Here is a 14625-nt window from a genome sequence, read left to right as displayed (position 1 = left end):
TTTACTCTCATCACACGTGTAGTGAGGGAAACTTGACACAGCGTCCCACCTGCGGAGACCCGAAATCGGGCATATGCCGCCGGAGTTACGAGACGCGCGAAAGCCGCTTCAGCAACAAGGCGGACGCGACCGGTCTGGCGCCCGCCTTCGCGACGCCGTCGGCCACCTCGCGGTCCGTGGAGACGACCACCACCGGCCGGCCGGGCGGCTCCGCACGCACCAGCTGACGGATCAGTTCGTCCGCCGTCACACCCGCCTTGGAGAACAGCACCCGCACCCCGCGCGGCGGCGCCAGCAGCACCGGAGCGGCCAGCTCCGCCCCGTCGAACACGCAGGTGATCTCGGCGCCCGTCCGGGCGGCGAGCATCGACAGGCCGCCCAGCAGCCGCAGCCGCTGCTTCTCCAGCGGCATCGTGGGATATCCGGTCTTCGTGACGTTGTAGCCGTCGACGACGAGATGCGCCTGCGGCAGCGCCAGGAGTTGGTCGAGGAGGGCGGGATCCGTCTCGGAGAGCGCCCGTGCCGCGATGTCCTTGGGCGACATCCGCCCCGGTTCCACGGCCTCCACCGTGTCGGCCGGGTGCATGCCCGCGGGCGGCAGGGCCAGCTCGCGGCGCAGCCCCTGGGCGGCGTCGAGCACCGTGTCCAGGAGCAGGCGCAGCCGCATGTCCTCGACGGAACGGCCCTCGCGGGCGGCACGGCGGCCCGCCTCGACCGCCGCCTCGGCCTCCGCCAGGCGTGCCTTGAGCCGCCGGGTCTCGCTCTCCGCCGCCGACACCTGGGCCGCGGCCTGGGCCCGAACACCGTCGATCTCGGCGTCCCGGTGGCGCCGGGCGGCCTCGCCGCGCTTCAGATCGGCCTGGGCGCTGCGCAGCTTGCGGTGCAGTGACTCGTTCTCCTTGCGGGCGCTGTCGAGTTCGGCGCGCAGCCGCTCGGTCTCCGACCTGATCTGGTCGCGGGCATGGGCCAGTTCCTCGCGCAGCCGGTCCAGCTCGCGCCGGCCGGCCTCGTCGGCGCGCTCGGCGTCGGCCCGCTGGGCCTCCTCGCCGGCGGCGGCGACCATCTTGACCCAGCCGGCGGGGCGCAGCACATAGGCGGCCGCCGCCACGTCGGCGGGGTCCGCGGCGGCGGGCGGCGATCCGGACTCGAGTGCCTTGACCAGCTCGGGCTGGGACTTGCCGAGCCGTTCGCCGATGCGCTGGCGGAAGATGGGGTCTCCCTCGAGCGCGGCGGCCATCGCGTTCCCGGCGAACTTGGCGCGCCGGGTAGGGGTGAAGCGGGCGTACTGCCGGAGCTGGGCGGGCAGTTCGGCGACGGTCAGGCCGCCGAAGGCGTCGGAGACGAGGGCGACGACCCGTCGCCTCACACCTTCCGGCAGCGGGCGGTCGAGCGCCTCGGCGGCGTCACCGGCCGCACCGGCCGGCCCGCCGCCGTTCTCAGGCTGCTCCACGATCCGTCACCCCTACCACCCATGGGGGCCGCTCCGTTCAGGAACCGGCTCCCGGCCTGTCCACCAGCTCGATCTGGTCCACCGCGTTGCACCAGCGGCAGCGGACCGACTCGATGGTCTCACTGACGACCTCGCGCTCCTCCACGGTCGGCTCGCCCGCCAGGTCCAGATGGACGTACTCGACGACCTTCGACGAGCGTGTGACGTCGAAACGCGTCAGATTGCCACAGAGCGTGCAGCGCCACCTGGTTTCGGCGGTCGGCGAGGGAACCGTCGTCATCGTGCCGTCCTCTTGTCTCATGCGGGTGCGGTACCGCGGTGCGCCGTCGAACTGCGGATGTACTGCCTGTAACCCTACGGCCTTGCAGGTACCCGGTGTCGCGGCGAGGCACTCTGTACCGTTCGGTCCTGCTACGCCATGCTCTGTCCATGATCAGTAGGTGGGGCACGGCCAGGGAAGCGCTCAGGAACGCGGCCTCGGGGCCCGCGGTGACGTACGGCCTGATCGCGGTCTGTTGCGCGATCTTCGTCATCAGCCCGGTATCCGGATTCAACCCGGTGTACGGCCTCGGTGACCGCCTGCTCGTCGCCCAGGCGGGGTACTTCGAGCGCTGGGGCGTGATCCCCGCCGAGCTGACGGCCGGCTCCCCGGGCGCTCTGCTCACCCCGCTCACCGCGCTGTTCGTGCACGGCAGTTGGCTGCATCTGCTGGGGAACATGCTGTTCCTGTTCGTCTTCGGCGCCATGGCGGAGGAGCGGCTGGGGCGGCTGGAGTTCGTGGTCTTCTACATCGCGGCCGGCTATCTCGCGCTGCTCGTGTTCGCGGTCGTCAACGCCGACTCCGAGCAGACGCTGGTGGGAGCCTCCGGAGCGATCTCCGCCGTCCTCGGGGCGTTCCTCTTCCTCTTCCCGAGGGCACGGGTGACCAGCCTGTTCCCCTTCCTCTTCTTCCTGCCGCTGCGTTTCCCCGCCTGGGCGGTGCTGATCTTCTGGTTCGTCCTGCAGTGGCTGGCGGCCAGGGGCGCCGGCAGCGGGCCGGGCGTCGCGTATCTGGCGCACCTGGTCGGCTTCGGAGCGGGCTTCGTCTACGCGTGGGGCCGCTACGGGCGTGGGACTAGAGTGAACGCATCCGCAGCGACCGAGGGAGAAAGCCAGCCGTGATCACCGCGATCGTGCTCATCAAGACCAGCGTGGACCGCATCCCCGAGATCGCCGAGTCCATCGCCGCGCTGGACAGCGTCAGCGAGGTCTTCTCCGTCACCGGCACCTACGACCTGATCGCCATGGTGCGCGTGGCCAGGCACGACGACCTGGCGGACGTGATCCCCGGCCGGATCAGCAAGATCCCCGGCGTCGAGGGGACCGATACGCATGTCGCCTTCCGCACCTACTCGCAGCACGACCTGGAGGCGGCGTTCGCCATCGGGCTGGACGCGTAGGACCGGTCCGGCGGCCGTGGCCGCCCGGGCGTGCGGACCCGGGGCGGGGCTCGTTGCGGGTCGTTCATGAAGGAATCCTCATCTGCCCCTCATCCGGGCCTTCCGCCAGGACCCGACGATGAGCGGTATGGCATTCACCCATCGCATGGCGACCCTCGCCGCCGTCGTCGCCATCCCGCTCGGTATCGCGGCCACCAGCTACGCCCTGACCGACGCCCCGGAAACGCCCCGGGTGCCGCCGGCCGTCGAGCTGGACGCCACTCCGCGTCCCGCCTCGCCCGCGCCGTCCGCCACCCCCGGCGGCACCCCGTCGGGCAGCCCGAGCGCCACGCCGGCGATCCCGCGCCCCACCGGCGACGCCGTCGTGCCGGGTCCGGCGGCCACCGACGACGACGATGACGACACCGGTGAAGAGAACTGACCGCCGGATCTCCGCACGGGTCCGCATTCTGCTCTGGCTGCTGCTGATGATGACGGTGGCTCTGGCTGCCGTCGCCACCACCACCCGGTCACTGCTGCTGCGGGACATCGACCACCGGATCAACCAGCTGCTCACCCAGGAGACCCAGGAGTTCGGGAACTTCGTGCCCCAGGGCGTCGACCCGGACACCGGCCGCACCTTCACCGACCCGGAGAAGCTGCTGCGGGTCTTCCTCCAGCGCCAGTACTCCGATCCCGACGAGGAACTGCTCGGACTGACCCGCCCGGCCGGGCAGAGCCTCCACGTCATACGGCAGTCGCGCGACATACGCGCCTCCGTCGCGCTGCACCCGGACCGGACCTCCCTCTCCGCGATCCTGGATTCCAAGGCCTCCTCCGGCGTCCTCGATCGGCCGGCCGGCGAGGTGCGTTGGGCGAAGGTGCCCATCGACTCCGCCCGGCCGGGTCACCCGGCGGCATTCGTCGTCGCGTTCCACGCCGACGGCGAGCGGTCCATCGCCGACGACGCGTTCCGCACGCTGCTCGTGATCTCCGGTGTGGCGCTGCTGCTGACGACCGGCATCGGATGGGTGGTGGCCGGCCGCATCCTGGCACCCGTACGAGTGGTCCGGGCGACCGCCGAGCAGCTGACCGAGCAGGACCTGACCCAGCGGATCCCTGTCCAGGGCCGGGACGACATCGCCGCGCTCGCCGAGACCTTCAACGCCATGCTGGACCGGCTGGAGCGGGCCTTTGCGGGCCAGCGGCAGTTCGTCGACGACGCCGGACACGAGCTGCGCACCCCGATCACCATCGTGCGCGGCCATCTGGAGGTCATGGGCGACGACCCGGTCGAGCAGCGCGAGACGGTCCGCCTGGTCACCGACGAGCTCGACCGGATGAGCCGGATCGTGGAGGACCTGCTGCTGCTGGCCAAGGCCGAGCGGCCGGACTTCATCCGTCCCGAGCCGGTGCAGCTCGGCGAGCTGACCGCCGACGTGTTCGTGAAGGCGCGGGCGCTGGGCGAGCGTGACTGGGTGCTGGACCAGGTCGCGGACCGCGAGGCGGTGCTCGATCCGCAGCGCATCACCCAGGCCATGGTGCAGCTGGCGCAGAACGCGGTGCAGCACACCGTCCCCGGCGCCCGGATACGCATCGGCTCCCGCGCAGTCGAGGACCGGCTGGAGCTGTACGTCGCCGACAGCGGGCCGGGGGTGCAGGAGCAGGACGCCGGGGTGATCTTCGAGCGCTTCCGGCGCGGCACCGCCCGGCGCGGCGCCCGCACGAGCGGCGCCGGGCTGGGCCTGTCCATCGTCCGGGCCATCGCGGAGGGGCACCGGGGCGGCCGGGTCGAGCTGCGCCGCACCGACGGCGGAGGGGCGACATTCGTACTCGTCATGGAGGACGCGCTGTGAACCGCATTCTGATCGCCGAGGACGAGGAGCGGATCGCGTCCTTCGTCGAGAAGGGGCTGCGCTCCAACGGCTTCACCACCACGGTCGCCGCCGACGGCGACACCGCTCTCGGCCACGCCCTGTCCGGCGGCTTCGACCTGATGCTGCTGGACATCGGACTGCCCGGCCGGGACGGCTTCACCGTGCTGCGCGAGCTGCGCGAGTCCCGGGTGACCCTGCCCGTCGTCGTGCTGACCGCCCGCGACTCGGTACGGGACACGGTCGCCGGCCTCGAGGGCGGCGCCGACGACTGGATGACCAAACCGTTCCGCTTCGAGGAGCTGCTCGCGAGGGTACGGCTGCGGCTGCGCACCGCGGCCCGCGCCCCGGAGGTCACGGTCCTGCGCAGCGGCGACCTCGGCCTGGACCTGCGGACCCGCCGGGCCCGAGCGTCGGGGCGGACGGTCGACCTGACGGCACGTGAGTTCGTACTGCTGGAGCTGTTCCTGCGCCATCCCGGCCAGGTGCTGTCCCGCGAGCAGATCCTCTCCCATGTGTGGGGCTACGACTTCGACCCCGGCTCCAACATCGTGGACGTCTATGTGCGGGCGCTGCGCAAGAAGCTCGGTGCCGAACGGCTGGAGACGGTACGGGGCATGGGCTACCGAATGCCGTAGACAGCGGCAAAGGGTGTGTCTCCGGATGAACTTTCCTTCATCCGGGGCTCATCGGCGGCTCACGGCCCGCTCGAAGACTGTTCGTCGTGACCCTCTCCCTCCGCCAGACGGTGTGGCTGTGCGCGGCGCTCAGCGTCTGCGCGCTGCTCGCCGTCCCCACCGTCTTCCCGTCGCTGAACGGTGAAGCACGGCTCACGCTCGCCGTGTTCGCGCTCGCCACCTGCGCCTGGGTCGCCGCACCTGTCGACGACACCTACATCGCCCTCGGCGCGGGGCTGGCGCTCACCGCGACGGGCGTCATCAGCGCCGACACCCTCTTCGCCACCCTCGGCGACGAGACGGTCTGGCTGCTGATCTGCGCGTTCGTTTTGGCGGCCGCCGTCGCCAGGACGGGGCTGGCGGGACGGGCGGCCGCCTTCCTTGTCGGCGGGGCGCGCACCGTACGGCAGTTGGTGCACCTGACGACCGCGGCGCTCGTGGTCACCGCGTTCGCGATGCCCGCGACGTCCGGCCGGGCCGCGCTGGCCATGCCGGTGTTCCTCGCTCTCGCCAAGACGCTCGCCGACCGGCGGCGGCTGGTGGTGATGCTGGCGCTGCTGTTCCCGACGGTGGTCCTGCTGTCCGCCGTCGCGACCCTCATCGGCGCCGGCGCGCATCTGATCACGGTGAGCGTGCTGTGGGAGCAGACCGGTGAGCGGCTCGGCTTCGTCGAATGGCTGCTGCTGGGCCTGCCGTTGGCGGTGGTCTCCTCGCATCTGGCGGCCGAGACCGTGCTGCTGACCACCACCTCGCGGGCGGAGCGCCGGGGGCCGGTCAGCATCACGCCCACGCTGCTCCAGGCGCACTCCCCCACGGCGGTGACCGGTCCGCTGACCACCGCCGAGACACGGTGCCTGCTGTTGCTGGGCACGGTGGTGGCGCTGTGGTGCAGCGAGCCGCTGCACGGGGTACCGCCGGCGGTGGTCGCCCTGATCGGCGCGGTGGTGGCGGCTTCGCCGGCGCTCGGCACCGTGCGGCTGAAGGACGGGCTGCGGACGGTGCCCTGGCCGTTGCTGCTGTTCATGGCGGCGACGACCGCGATGGGGATGGCGCTGGCCGGGTCCGGAGCGGCCGGGTGGCTGGTGGGCGGGCTGCCCGGGGACCTGCCGGCGTGGCTGTTCCTCACCGTGATCGTGGTGGTCAGTACGGCCTCGCACCTCGTGCTTCAGTCCCGTTCCGCCCGCTCGTCCGTGCTGGTTCCCCTGGTGGTGGCCGCCGCCGTCGCCGCCGAGGTCAATCCGGTCGCCGCGGCCCTGGCGTCCACCGCGGCGGCCGGGTTCTGCCACACGCTGCCCGCCTCCGCCAAGCCGGTCACACTCTTCGCCGACCCGCCGGACGGTGTGCCCACCTTCACCCCGCGCGATCTGCTGCGGCTGTCCGGCCTCCTCGCGCCGCTCAGCGCCGCCCTCGTGCTGCTGTTCGCCCTCACCGTCTGGCCGCTGCTCGGCGTGCCCGTCCTTCTGGAGACCCAGCCATGAACCGTTCCCCCATCCGTATCGCCGTCGCACCCAGCGGTTTCAAGGAGTCCCTGACGGCCCGGGAGGCCGCGGAGTCGATCGCGGAAGGGCTGCGCAGGGTCGCGCCCGACGCCGAGATCGACCTCGTCCCGCTGGTCGACGGCGGGGAGGGCACGGCCGAGGCGCTGGCGGCGGCGACCGGCGGCCGGCTGGTGCGCCGCCGGGCCACGGGACCGCTCGGCACTCCCGTACCGACCCACTTCGCCCGGCTCGGTGACGGCACCGCGGTGGTCGAGATGGCCGCCGTCGCCGGACTGGCCCTGGTGCCGCCGGACCGCAGGGACCCGGGCGCCACCACCACCTACGGCGTGGGTGAGCTGATCCGGGCCGCGCTGGACACCGGTGCCCGGCGGATCCTCGTCGGCTGCGGCGACTCGGGCACCTCCGACGGCGGGGCGGGCGCGCTCCAGGCCCTCGGCGTCCGGCTCCTGGACGCCGAGGGGCACGAACTGAGGCCGGGGGGACGCGCGTTGTCGCGCCTCGGGCGGATCGACAGCGCCGGCCTCGACCCGCGTATCGCCGCGGCCGAGATCCTGGTGGCCTGCAACCCGTACAACGTGCTGTGCGGCGAGCACGGCGTGGCCCGGGTCTTCGGCCCCCAGAAAGGCGCGAGCCCTGCGCAGGTCGAGGAGCTTTCGGCAGCGCTGGAACACTGGGCCGCGCACCTCGCCGCCGCCCTGCCGGCCGCCGTCGACCTGCGGACCGCCCCCGGCACGGGTGCCTCGGGCGGCCTCGGCGCGGGGCTGGCCGCGCTCGGCGCCCGGCTGCTGCCCCGCTTCGACGTGCTGCTGGACCATGTCGACCTGGATGCCAGGCTGGCCCGCGCCGACCTGGTCATCACGGCGGAGGGGGCGCTCGACAACCAGACCGTGCGCGGGAAGATCCCGGCCGAGGTGGCACACCGGGCCAGGGCCGCCGGGGTGCCGGTGCTGGCACTCGCCGGGACGCTCGGCCACGGCGTGCACGAGGTGCGGGCCGCGGGCGTGGACGCCTACGGGTCGATCGTGCCGGCGCCGGTCCCGCTGCCGGAAGCGCTGGACCGGGCCGGCGAGTTCCTCGCCGACGCGGCCGAACGCGCGCTGCGGATGGTGCTGCTGGGCACCCGGCTCGCGGCCTGAGTCAGCCGCGGTCGGGCACGCAACGCCCGTCCTCGGTGCGGTACTTCCACTGCGCGCCGTCGCGGACGAGCTCCTTGACGGCCCGCACGAACCTCTCCACGTGCTCGTCGGGGTACCCGCGCCGAAGCTGACCCGGATGGCGTTGAGCGACCTCTCTCCCGGCCCGGCCTCCGGGGCGCCGCACTCGCCGACGTCCTGCGGGTCGCTGCCCAGCAGGGTGCGTACCAGCGGGTGGGCGCAGAAGAGCCCGTCCCGGACGCCGATGCCGTACTCGGCGGACAGTGCCGCGGCGAAGTGCGAGCTGTTCCACCCGTCCACCACGAACGAGAGGACACCGACGCGGGTGGGGGTCCCTCCAGCGGAACGCGAGGGGGCTTCGTCGCCGAACAGCGACAGCACCCGGACCTCGGGGACCTCGGCGAGCCCTTCGCGGACCTTCGCGATCAGGTGCTGTTCCCGGGCGACCAGCCGGTCGAAACCGGCCTCGGTGAGCGCCTTGCAGGCGGCGGCGATCGAGTAGACGCCGATCACGTTGGGCGAGCCGGCCTCGTGCCGGGCGGCGGTGGTGTGCCACTCGACCTCCACCCCGCCGTCGGCGCGCCGTGCGACGGTGCGCGAGGCGCCGCCGCCCGCGAGGTACGGCTCGGCCTCGCGCAGCCAGTCCGCCCGGCCGGCGAGCACACCGGAGCCGAACGGCGCGTAGAGCTTGTGCCCGGAGAAGGCCACCCAGTCGACGTCCAGCTCCTTGACGGACAGCGGGTGGTGGGGCGCGAGCTGGGCGGCGTCGAGAACGACACGGGCGCCGTGCGCGTGGGCCGCGGCGGCGAGTTCCCGCACCGGCCACAGCTCACCGGTCACGTTGGACGCACCCGTCACACAGACCAGCGCCGGGCCGTGGGGGTCGCGGTGGGCGAGTGCGTGCTCCAGCGTCCGTACGGCCTCACCGGGCGTGCGGGGCGCGTTCAGGTACGTCACCCGGGCGTCCCGCCACGGCAGCAGCGAGGCGTGGTGCTCGGTCTCGAAGACGAACACCTCGCAGTCGTCGGGGAGCGCGGCGGCCAGCAGGTTCAGCGAGTCGGTCGTGGACCGGGTGAAGATCACCTCGTCGTCGTCGCGGCAGCCGAGGAACTCGTGCACCACGACCCGGCTGTTCTCGAACAGGTCGGTGGACAACTGCGACAGGTACCCGGCGCCTCGGTGCACGCTGCCGTAGTACGGGGCGTACGCGGCCACGTCGTCCCACACCCGCTGGAGCGCCGGGGCGCTCGCCGCGTAGTCGAGGGCCGCGTAGGTGACTTCGCCGCCGGTGACGAGCGGGACGGTGACGTCCCGGCCGAGGACCGGCAGCGGGGCACAGAGGGACGGGTCGGCGGCTTCGGCGACAGCGGTCTCGGTGGCGTTCGGGTACACGGACATGGCGGTATCTCCCAGCAGGAAAGGCGATTCGGCTTCAGAACCCGGATACGGGATTGCCTCGGCACACGGCGACGCCGTGCGGAGGGTGTTGAAGAAGGGGCGGAGACGCCCTATCGCATTCGCTTGCTCACGAGAGTGCTCCCTCGAGGACCAGGACCCCAGGGACGCGGCGGTCGATGACGCCGCGGGGGTCCGCGCTTGCCACAGACCTCGCTGCCTGCGGCCTGGTCTTCACCCGGGGCACCCCGCCACGGACGGAGGGTTGCCGGACAGCGGGCCGGGGCCGTAATCGCTGTCACTCATGACCTTGGCCAGCATCCTGCCACACGTCGCGGCAGACGCAAGGGCGCGGTCCACCATCCGGACCGCGCCCCAAGACCGTGCTACGCGTTGCTGGCCTCGACCCAGCGCTCCAGCGCGGCCCTCGCCGCACCGGAGTCGATCGACCGGGCCGCCCGTGCCACACCGGCCGCCAGCTGCTCGTTCAGCGTGCCGTCGGTCGGTTCCAGGGCCGCCAGCGCCGCCGCCGAGTTGAGCAGCACGGCGTCCCGTACGGGCCCGGTCTCGCCGCCCAGCAGCCGGCGCGCCACGTCGGCGTTGTACGACGCGTCCGCGCCCCGCAGCGCCTCGACGGGGACCAGCTCGATGCCGATGTCCCGCGGGTCGAAGGTCTCCTCGCGCACGGCGCCGTCACGCACCATCCAGACGTGGGAGGTGGAGGTGGTCGTCAGTTCGTCGAGGCCGTCGTCGCCGCGGAAGACCAGTGCGGACGAGCCGCGTTCGGCCAGCACTCCCGCCATGATCGGCGCCATCCGGGCGTCGGCGACGCCGGTCGCCTGCGCGGTCACCTTCGCCGGGTTGGTGAGCGGACCGAGGAAGTTGAAGACCGTCCGGATGCCCAGTTCCTTGCGCGCCATGGCGACGTGACGCAGAGCCGGGTGGAACTTCACGGCGAAGCAGAAGGTGATGCCGGCCTCGGCCGCGACCTCGGCCACCCGCTGCGGGGTCAGCTCCAGATTGACGCCGAGCTTCTCCAGGACGTCCGAGGCGCCGCTCGCGGAGGAGGCGGCACGGTTGCCGTGCTTGACGACCTTGGCACCGGTACCGGCGACGACGATCGCGGACATGGTGGAGATGTTGACGGTCTTGGCGCCGTCGCCGCCGGTGCCGACGATGTCGACACATCCCCCGGGCACCTCGATCAGATTGGCGTGGCGGTACATCGTCCGCACCAGACCGGTGATCTCCTCCACCGTCTCGCCCTTCGCGCGCAGGGCCACCGCGAAGCCGGCGATCTGCGCGTCGGTGGCCTCGCCGCTGAGGATCCGGTCCATGGCCCACGCCGTCGCGTCCGCGCTCTGGTCGCGGTTCTCGAGCAGGGCGTTCAGCACGCTCGGCCAGGAGTGGGCCGCCACGCTGTCGCCGCCTACTGGGGTCACAACGTTCATGGTCCGCTCCAGGGTCCACAAGCCGACAGGGGTGGATCCCACCCTATCCAGCCCCGGGCACGGCGAAGGGCCCCGTCCATCGAGTGGACGGGGCCCTTCGCTGTGGCGACGTGTCTGCCGGACGTGTCCGTCGGGCGATCAGTGGTGGCCGTGGCCGCTCGTGATCTCCTTGTACTCGTCCCCGGTGGGCTTGTCGATCTGGTTGTGCTCGCCGTAGTAGCTCTTGCTGAGCCTGGCGCGCAGCTTCTCGGTGCGCTTCACCTTGCGGCGGACGCCGTTCTCGTCGACGGTCGGGCCGATCTCCGCGGGCTTGTACTGCTCGTGCGCGGTGAGCTTGTACAGGTCGCCCTGTGCCAGCGGCTCGTGCACCTCGACGAACTCACCGTGCGGCAGGCGCTTGATGATGCCGGACTCGCGTCCGTGCAGCACCTTGTCCTTGTCGCGCCGCTGCAGACCCAGGCAGATCCGCTTGGTGATGATGAACGCGAGGACCGGTCCGACGAAGTACGTGATGCGCACGAACCAGGTGATCGCGTTGATCGACAGGTTGAAGTGCGTCGCGAAGATGTCGTTTCCGCCACCCAGCAGCATGATCACGTAGCCGGTCACCCAGGCCACGCCCAGCGCGGTACGCGTCGGAGCGTTGCGCGGGCGGTCCAGGATGTGGTGCTCGCGCTTGTCGCCGGTGATCCACGACTCGATGAACGGGTAGACCGCGAGCACCGCGAGGACGAGACCGAAGAGGACCAGCGGGATGAACACACCGAGGACCAGGGTGTGGCCCCACAGGTTGATCTCCCAGCCCGGCATCACTCGGACGAGGCCCTCGGCGAAGCCCATGTACCAGTCGGGCTGGGCGCCGGTGGACACGTGGTCCGGACGGTACGGACCGAGGGCCCACACCGGGTTGATCGTGAACATGCCGGCGATCAGCGCGATGACACCGAAGACCAGGAAGAAGAAGCCTCCGGCCTTGGCCATGTAGACCGGCAGCAGCGGCATGCCGACGACGTTCTTGTTCGTCCGGCCGGGACCCGCGAACTGGGTGTGCTTGTGGTAGAAGACCAGGATCAGGTGCGCCACCACGAGCCCGAGCATGATGCCCGGCAGCAGCAGGATGTGGATCGAGTAGAACCGCGCCACCATGTCGTGGCCGGGGAACTCGCCGCCGAACAGGAACATCGACAGGTAGGTGCCGACGATCGGCGTCGCCAGGATCGCGCCCTGCGTGAAGCGGACACCGGTGCCGGAGAGCAGGTCGTCCGGGAGCGAGTAACCGGTGAAACCGGTGAACATGCCGAGGACGAACAGCAGGAAGCCGAACAGCCAGTTGATCTCACGCGGCTTGCGGAACGCGCCCGTGAAGAACACGCGCATCATGTGCACGAACATCGCGGCGAGGAAGATCAGCGCGGCCCAGTGGTGGATCTGCCGGATCAGCAGACCACCGCGGACGTCGAAGCTGATGTCCAGGGTCGAGGCGTACGCCTCGGTCATCCGGATGCCCTGCATCGGCACGTACGAGCCGTGGTACTCGATCTCGTTCATGCTCGGGTGGAAGAACAGCGTCAGGTACACACCCGTGAGGATGATGATGATGAAGCTGTAGAGCGCGATCTCACCGAGCATGAAGGACCAGTGGTCCGGGAAGATCTTGCGCATGTTGGCCTTGGCCAACGAGTAGATCCCGAGCCTGCCGTCCGCCCAGTCGGCCACCCGCTCGCCGGCGGGCGCCTTCTTCTTCGTATCCGTTGCAGTGCTCATCCGCGCTCCCAGAAGGCAGGACCGACGGGCTCTTCGAAGTCGCCGAGCGCCTCGAGGTTGCCCTCGGCGTTCACACCGATCCGCAGCTGCGGAAGCGGGTGACCGGCCGGACCGAAGATGACGCGGGCGCCGTCGGAGAGGTCGAAGGTGGACTGGTGGCACGGGCAGAGGACGTGGTGCGTCTGCTGCTCGTACAGGCTGATCGGGCAACCGACGTGCGTACAGATCTTCGAGTAGGCCACGATGCCCTCGTGGGACCACTCGAGCTCACGCTTGTCCTTGATGTCCTCCGGCTGGAGCCGGACGATCATCACGGCCGCCTTGGCGATCTCGGTGTTGAAGTTGTGGTCGCTCTCCTTCAGCCCCTCGGGCATGACGAAGGTCAGCGAACCCACCGCGACGTCCTCGGGACGCAGCGGCTCGTTGGTGTTCATGTTGATGAGCTGCTTGCCCTTGGCCCACAGCGTCTTGCGGAGCTTGTCCTCGGGCAGCGGGCCGAGCTCGCGCAGCAGGACCACACCGGAGAGCGGCACCATGGCCAGCGCGCCGAACATGGTGTTGCGGATCAGCTTGCGCCGTCCGATCGCGGACTCCCGGGCACCGTCCGCGAAGTCGGCCAGGACCTTCGCCTTGACCTCGGGCTCGGCCTCGATCGCGTGCCGGTCGTCGGCGACCTCCACGTCGGACATCAGGGTGCGCGCCCAGTGGACGGCGCCCGCGCCGATGCAGAAGAGCGCCAGGCCCAGCGTCACACCCAGCGAGAAGTTCAGGGCGCTGATGTGCCCGAACGGCCAGATGTAGACGATCTTGTCGACCGGGAAGATCACGAACGCGGCGATGAAGCCGATCGTGGCCAGCATCGACAGCGTGAACATGAAGGCAACGGCGCGCTCGGAGCGCTTGGCGGCCCGCTCGTCGATGTCCTGGATGCGCGGCTTGTGGGCCGGCAGTCCCGGATCGGCGAACGGATCGTCGTGGCGCTGTGCGACGGCGGTGCTGCCACCGTGGGCCGCGTCGTGCGCGGCGCCCTGCTCTGCAGGCAGGTTCTCTTCTGGAATGTCTTGGCTACTCATGACTTCTTGGCCTTAGCGGTGTGGGCCGCGACCCAGATGGCAACAGCGATCAGCGAACCGAGACCGAAGATCCAGCCGAACAGACCCTCGGCAACCGGACCCAGGCCACCGAGCGCGAATCCGCCGGGGGTCGGCGTCTCCTCGCCGTTCACGGCCTTGACGTACGCGATGATGTCCCGCTTCTGCTGCTCGGGCATCGTCGTGTCGGGGAAGGAGGGCATGTTCTGCGGGCCGGTCTGCATGGCCTCGTAGAGGTGCTTGGGGCTGACGCCTTCCAGACTCGGGGCGTACTTGCCCTCGGTCAGCGCGCCGCCCTCACCGGTGAAGTTGTGGCACTGGGCGCAGTTGTTGCGGAACAGCTCGCCACCCTTGGCGATGTCCGCACCTTCCGGGCTGTACTGCTTCTCGGTCGGCGTGATCGGACCTGCGCCCAGGGAGGCGACGTAGGCCGCGAGCTGGTCGATCTCGGCCTGCGTGTAGATGTTCTTCTTCTTCGGCACCTGCGCGCCGGGCTGCTGGGCGGGCATACGTCCCGTGCCGACCTGGAAGTCGACGGAGGCGGAGCCGACACCGACCAGGGACGGGCCGTCTGAGGTGCCCTGACCGCCGGTTCCGTGGCAGCTTGCGCAGCCGACGGTGTAGAGCTTCTGCCCCTCCTTGATGGCGAGGGACTGGGCGGTTGTGTCGGCCTGCGCCTTGTCCGCGGGTGCGAACGCGGCGTACAGCCCCCCAGTGGCCGCCAGCGCGAGGAGTAGGACGACGACCGCCGCCAGCGGATGGCGTCGTCGTGCGGAGAGCTTTTTCACGGATTACCCCGGTGTCAGGATCTTCTGCGTCGATGCTTCTGGACTGTGTCTGCTTCAGGCGGTG

Annotated in this window: 13 protein-coding genes, 1 pseudogene and 1 riboswitch; of the genes and pseudogenes, 7 read left to right on the top strand and 7 right to left on the bottom strand. The window is 70.9% G+C overall.

Annotation, left to right across the window (positions count from 1 at the left end; translation table 11 throughout):
* Positions 1-85: 85 nt before the first annotated feature.
* Positions 86-1450 (bottom strand): NYN domain-containing protein, encoded by a 1365-nt coding sequence (locus tag GLX30_RS25815; protein ID WP_159692801.1) that lies wholly within the window; start codon positions 1448-1450, stop codon positions 86-88.
* Positions 1451-1487: 37 nt separating this feature from the next.
* Positions 1488-1730 carry a hypothetical protein gene (locus GLX30_RS25810; RefSeq protein ID WP_159695250.1) on the bottom strand — a complete coding sequence of 81 codons (243 nt, stop codon included), beginning with the start codon at positions 1728-1730 and terminating at the stop codon, positions 1488-1490.
* 149 nt (positions 1731-1879) lie between these two features.
* Between GLX30_RS25810 and GLX30_RS25805 the strand changes: the two genes are divergently transcribed.
* The 7 genes from GLX30_RS25805 to GLX30_RS25775 all read left to right on the top strand — a co-directional run bounded on the left by GLX30_RS25805 (position 1880) and on the right by GLX30_RS25775 (position 8054).
* Positions 1880-2611 (top strand): rhomboid family intramembrane serine protease, encoded by a 732-nt coding sequence (locus GLX30_RS25805; protein ID WP_159692799.1) that lies wholly within the window; start codon positions 1880-1882, stop codon positions 2609-2611.
* Positions 2608-2889, top strand: coding sequence for an Lrp/AsnC ligand binding domain-containing protein (locus GLX30_RS25800; RefSeq protein ID WP_065488891.1), 282 nt, complete (start codon positions 2608-2610; stop codon positions 2887-2889). Before GLX30_RS25805 ends, GLX30_RS25800 begins: the two co-directional genes overlap by 4 nt.
* A 127-nt stretch (positions 2890-3016) precedes the next feature.
* On the top strand, positions 3017-3310 hold the full coding sequence (locus GLX30_RS25795; RefSeq protein WP_159692797.1) for a small hydrophilic protein: 294 nt from the start codon (positions 3017-3019) through the stop codon (positions 3308-3310).
* A gap of 46 nt (positions 3311-3356) precedes the next feature.
* Entirely contained in the window at positions 3357-4724 is a 1368-nt protein-coding gene (locus GLX30_RS25790) for an ATP-binding protein (protein WP_244258496.1), read from the top strand.
* Entirely contained in the window at positions 4721-5380 is a 660-nt protein-coding gene (locus tag GLX30_RS25785; RefSeq protein WP_159692793.1) for a response regulator transcription factor, read from the top strand. The genes GLX30_RS25790 and GLX30_RS25785 overlap by 4 nt, the downstream gene beginning before the upstream one ends.
* A gap of 86 nt (positions 5381-5466) precedes the next feature.
* Positions 5467-6897: an SLC13 family permease gene (locus GLX30_RS25780; protein WP_159692791.1), complete on the top strand. Its 1431-nt coding sequence runs from the start codon at positions 5467-5469 to the stop codon at positions 6895-6897.
* Positions 6894-8054: a glycerate kinase gene (locus tag GLX30_RS25775; RefSeq protein WP_159692789.1), complete on the top strand. Its 1161-nt coding sequence runs from the start codon at positions 6894-6896 to the stop codon at positions 8052-8054. The genes GLX30_RS25780 and GLX30_RS25775 overlap by 4 nt, the downstream gene beginning before the upstream one ends.
* Before the next feature lies 1 nt (position 8055).
* On the opposite strand, the pseudogene GLX30_RS25770 reads toward GLX30_RS25775, so the two are convergent.
* From GLX30_RS25770 to GLX30_RS25750, 5 genes and pseudogenes are all read right to left on the bottom strand, one after another.
* Positions 8056-9470: pseudogene (locus GLX30_RS25770) on the bottom strand (aminotransferase class V-fold PLP-dependent enzyme).
* Between the two features lie 189 nt (positions 9471-9659).
* Positions 9660-9777: riboswitch (SAM riboswitch) on the bottom strand.
* A gap of 76 nt (positions 9778-9853) precedes the next feature.
* Positions 9854-10918 (bottom strand): anthranilate phosphoribosyltransferase, encoded by a 1065-nt coding sequence (gene trpD, locus GLX30_RS25765; protein WP_159692787.1) that lies wholly within the window; start codon positions 10916-10918, stop codon positions 9854-9856.
* Between the two features lie 138 nt (positions 10919-11056).
* The gene (locus tag GLX30_RS25760) at positions 11057-12682 is read right to left on the bottom strand and encodes a cytochrome bc complex cytochrome b subunit (RefSeq protein WP_159692785.1); all 1626 of its coding nucleotides are present in this window, start codon (positions 12680-12682) and stop codon (positions 11057-11059) included.
* A complete protein-coding gene (locus GLX30_RS25755) occupies positions 12679-13755 on the bottom strand; it encodes a Rieske 2Fe-2S domain-containing protein (protein ID WP_159692783.1) in 1077 nt (358 codons plus the stop codon). The genes GLX30_RS25760 and GLX30_RS25755 overlap by 4 nt, the downstream gene beginning before the upstream one ends.
* The gene (locus GLX30_RS25750; protein ID WP_159692781.1) at positions 13752-14561 is read right to left on the bottom strand and encodes a c-type cytochrome; all 810 of its coding nucleotides are present in this window, start codon (positions 14559-14561) and stop codon (positions 13752-13754) included. Before GLX30_RS25750 ends, GLX30_RS25755 begins: the two co-directional genes overlap by 4 nt.
* Positions 14562-14625 lie beyond the last annotated feature (64 nt).

It is taken from the genome of Streptomyces sp. Tu 2975 (assembly GCF_009832925.1).
Taxonomy (GTDB): Bacteria; Actinomycetota; Actinomycetes; order Streptomycetales; family Streptomycetaceae; genus Streptomyces.
This window is presented reverse-complemented; position numbering and strand designations above follow the sequence as displayed.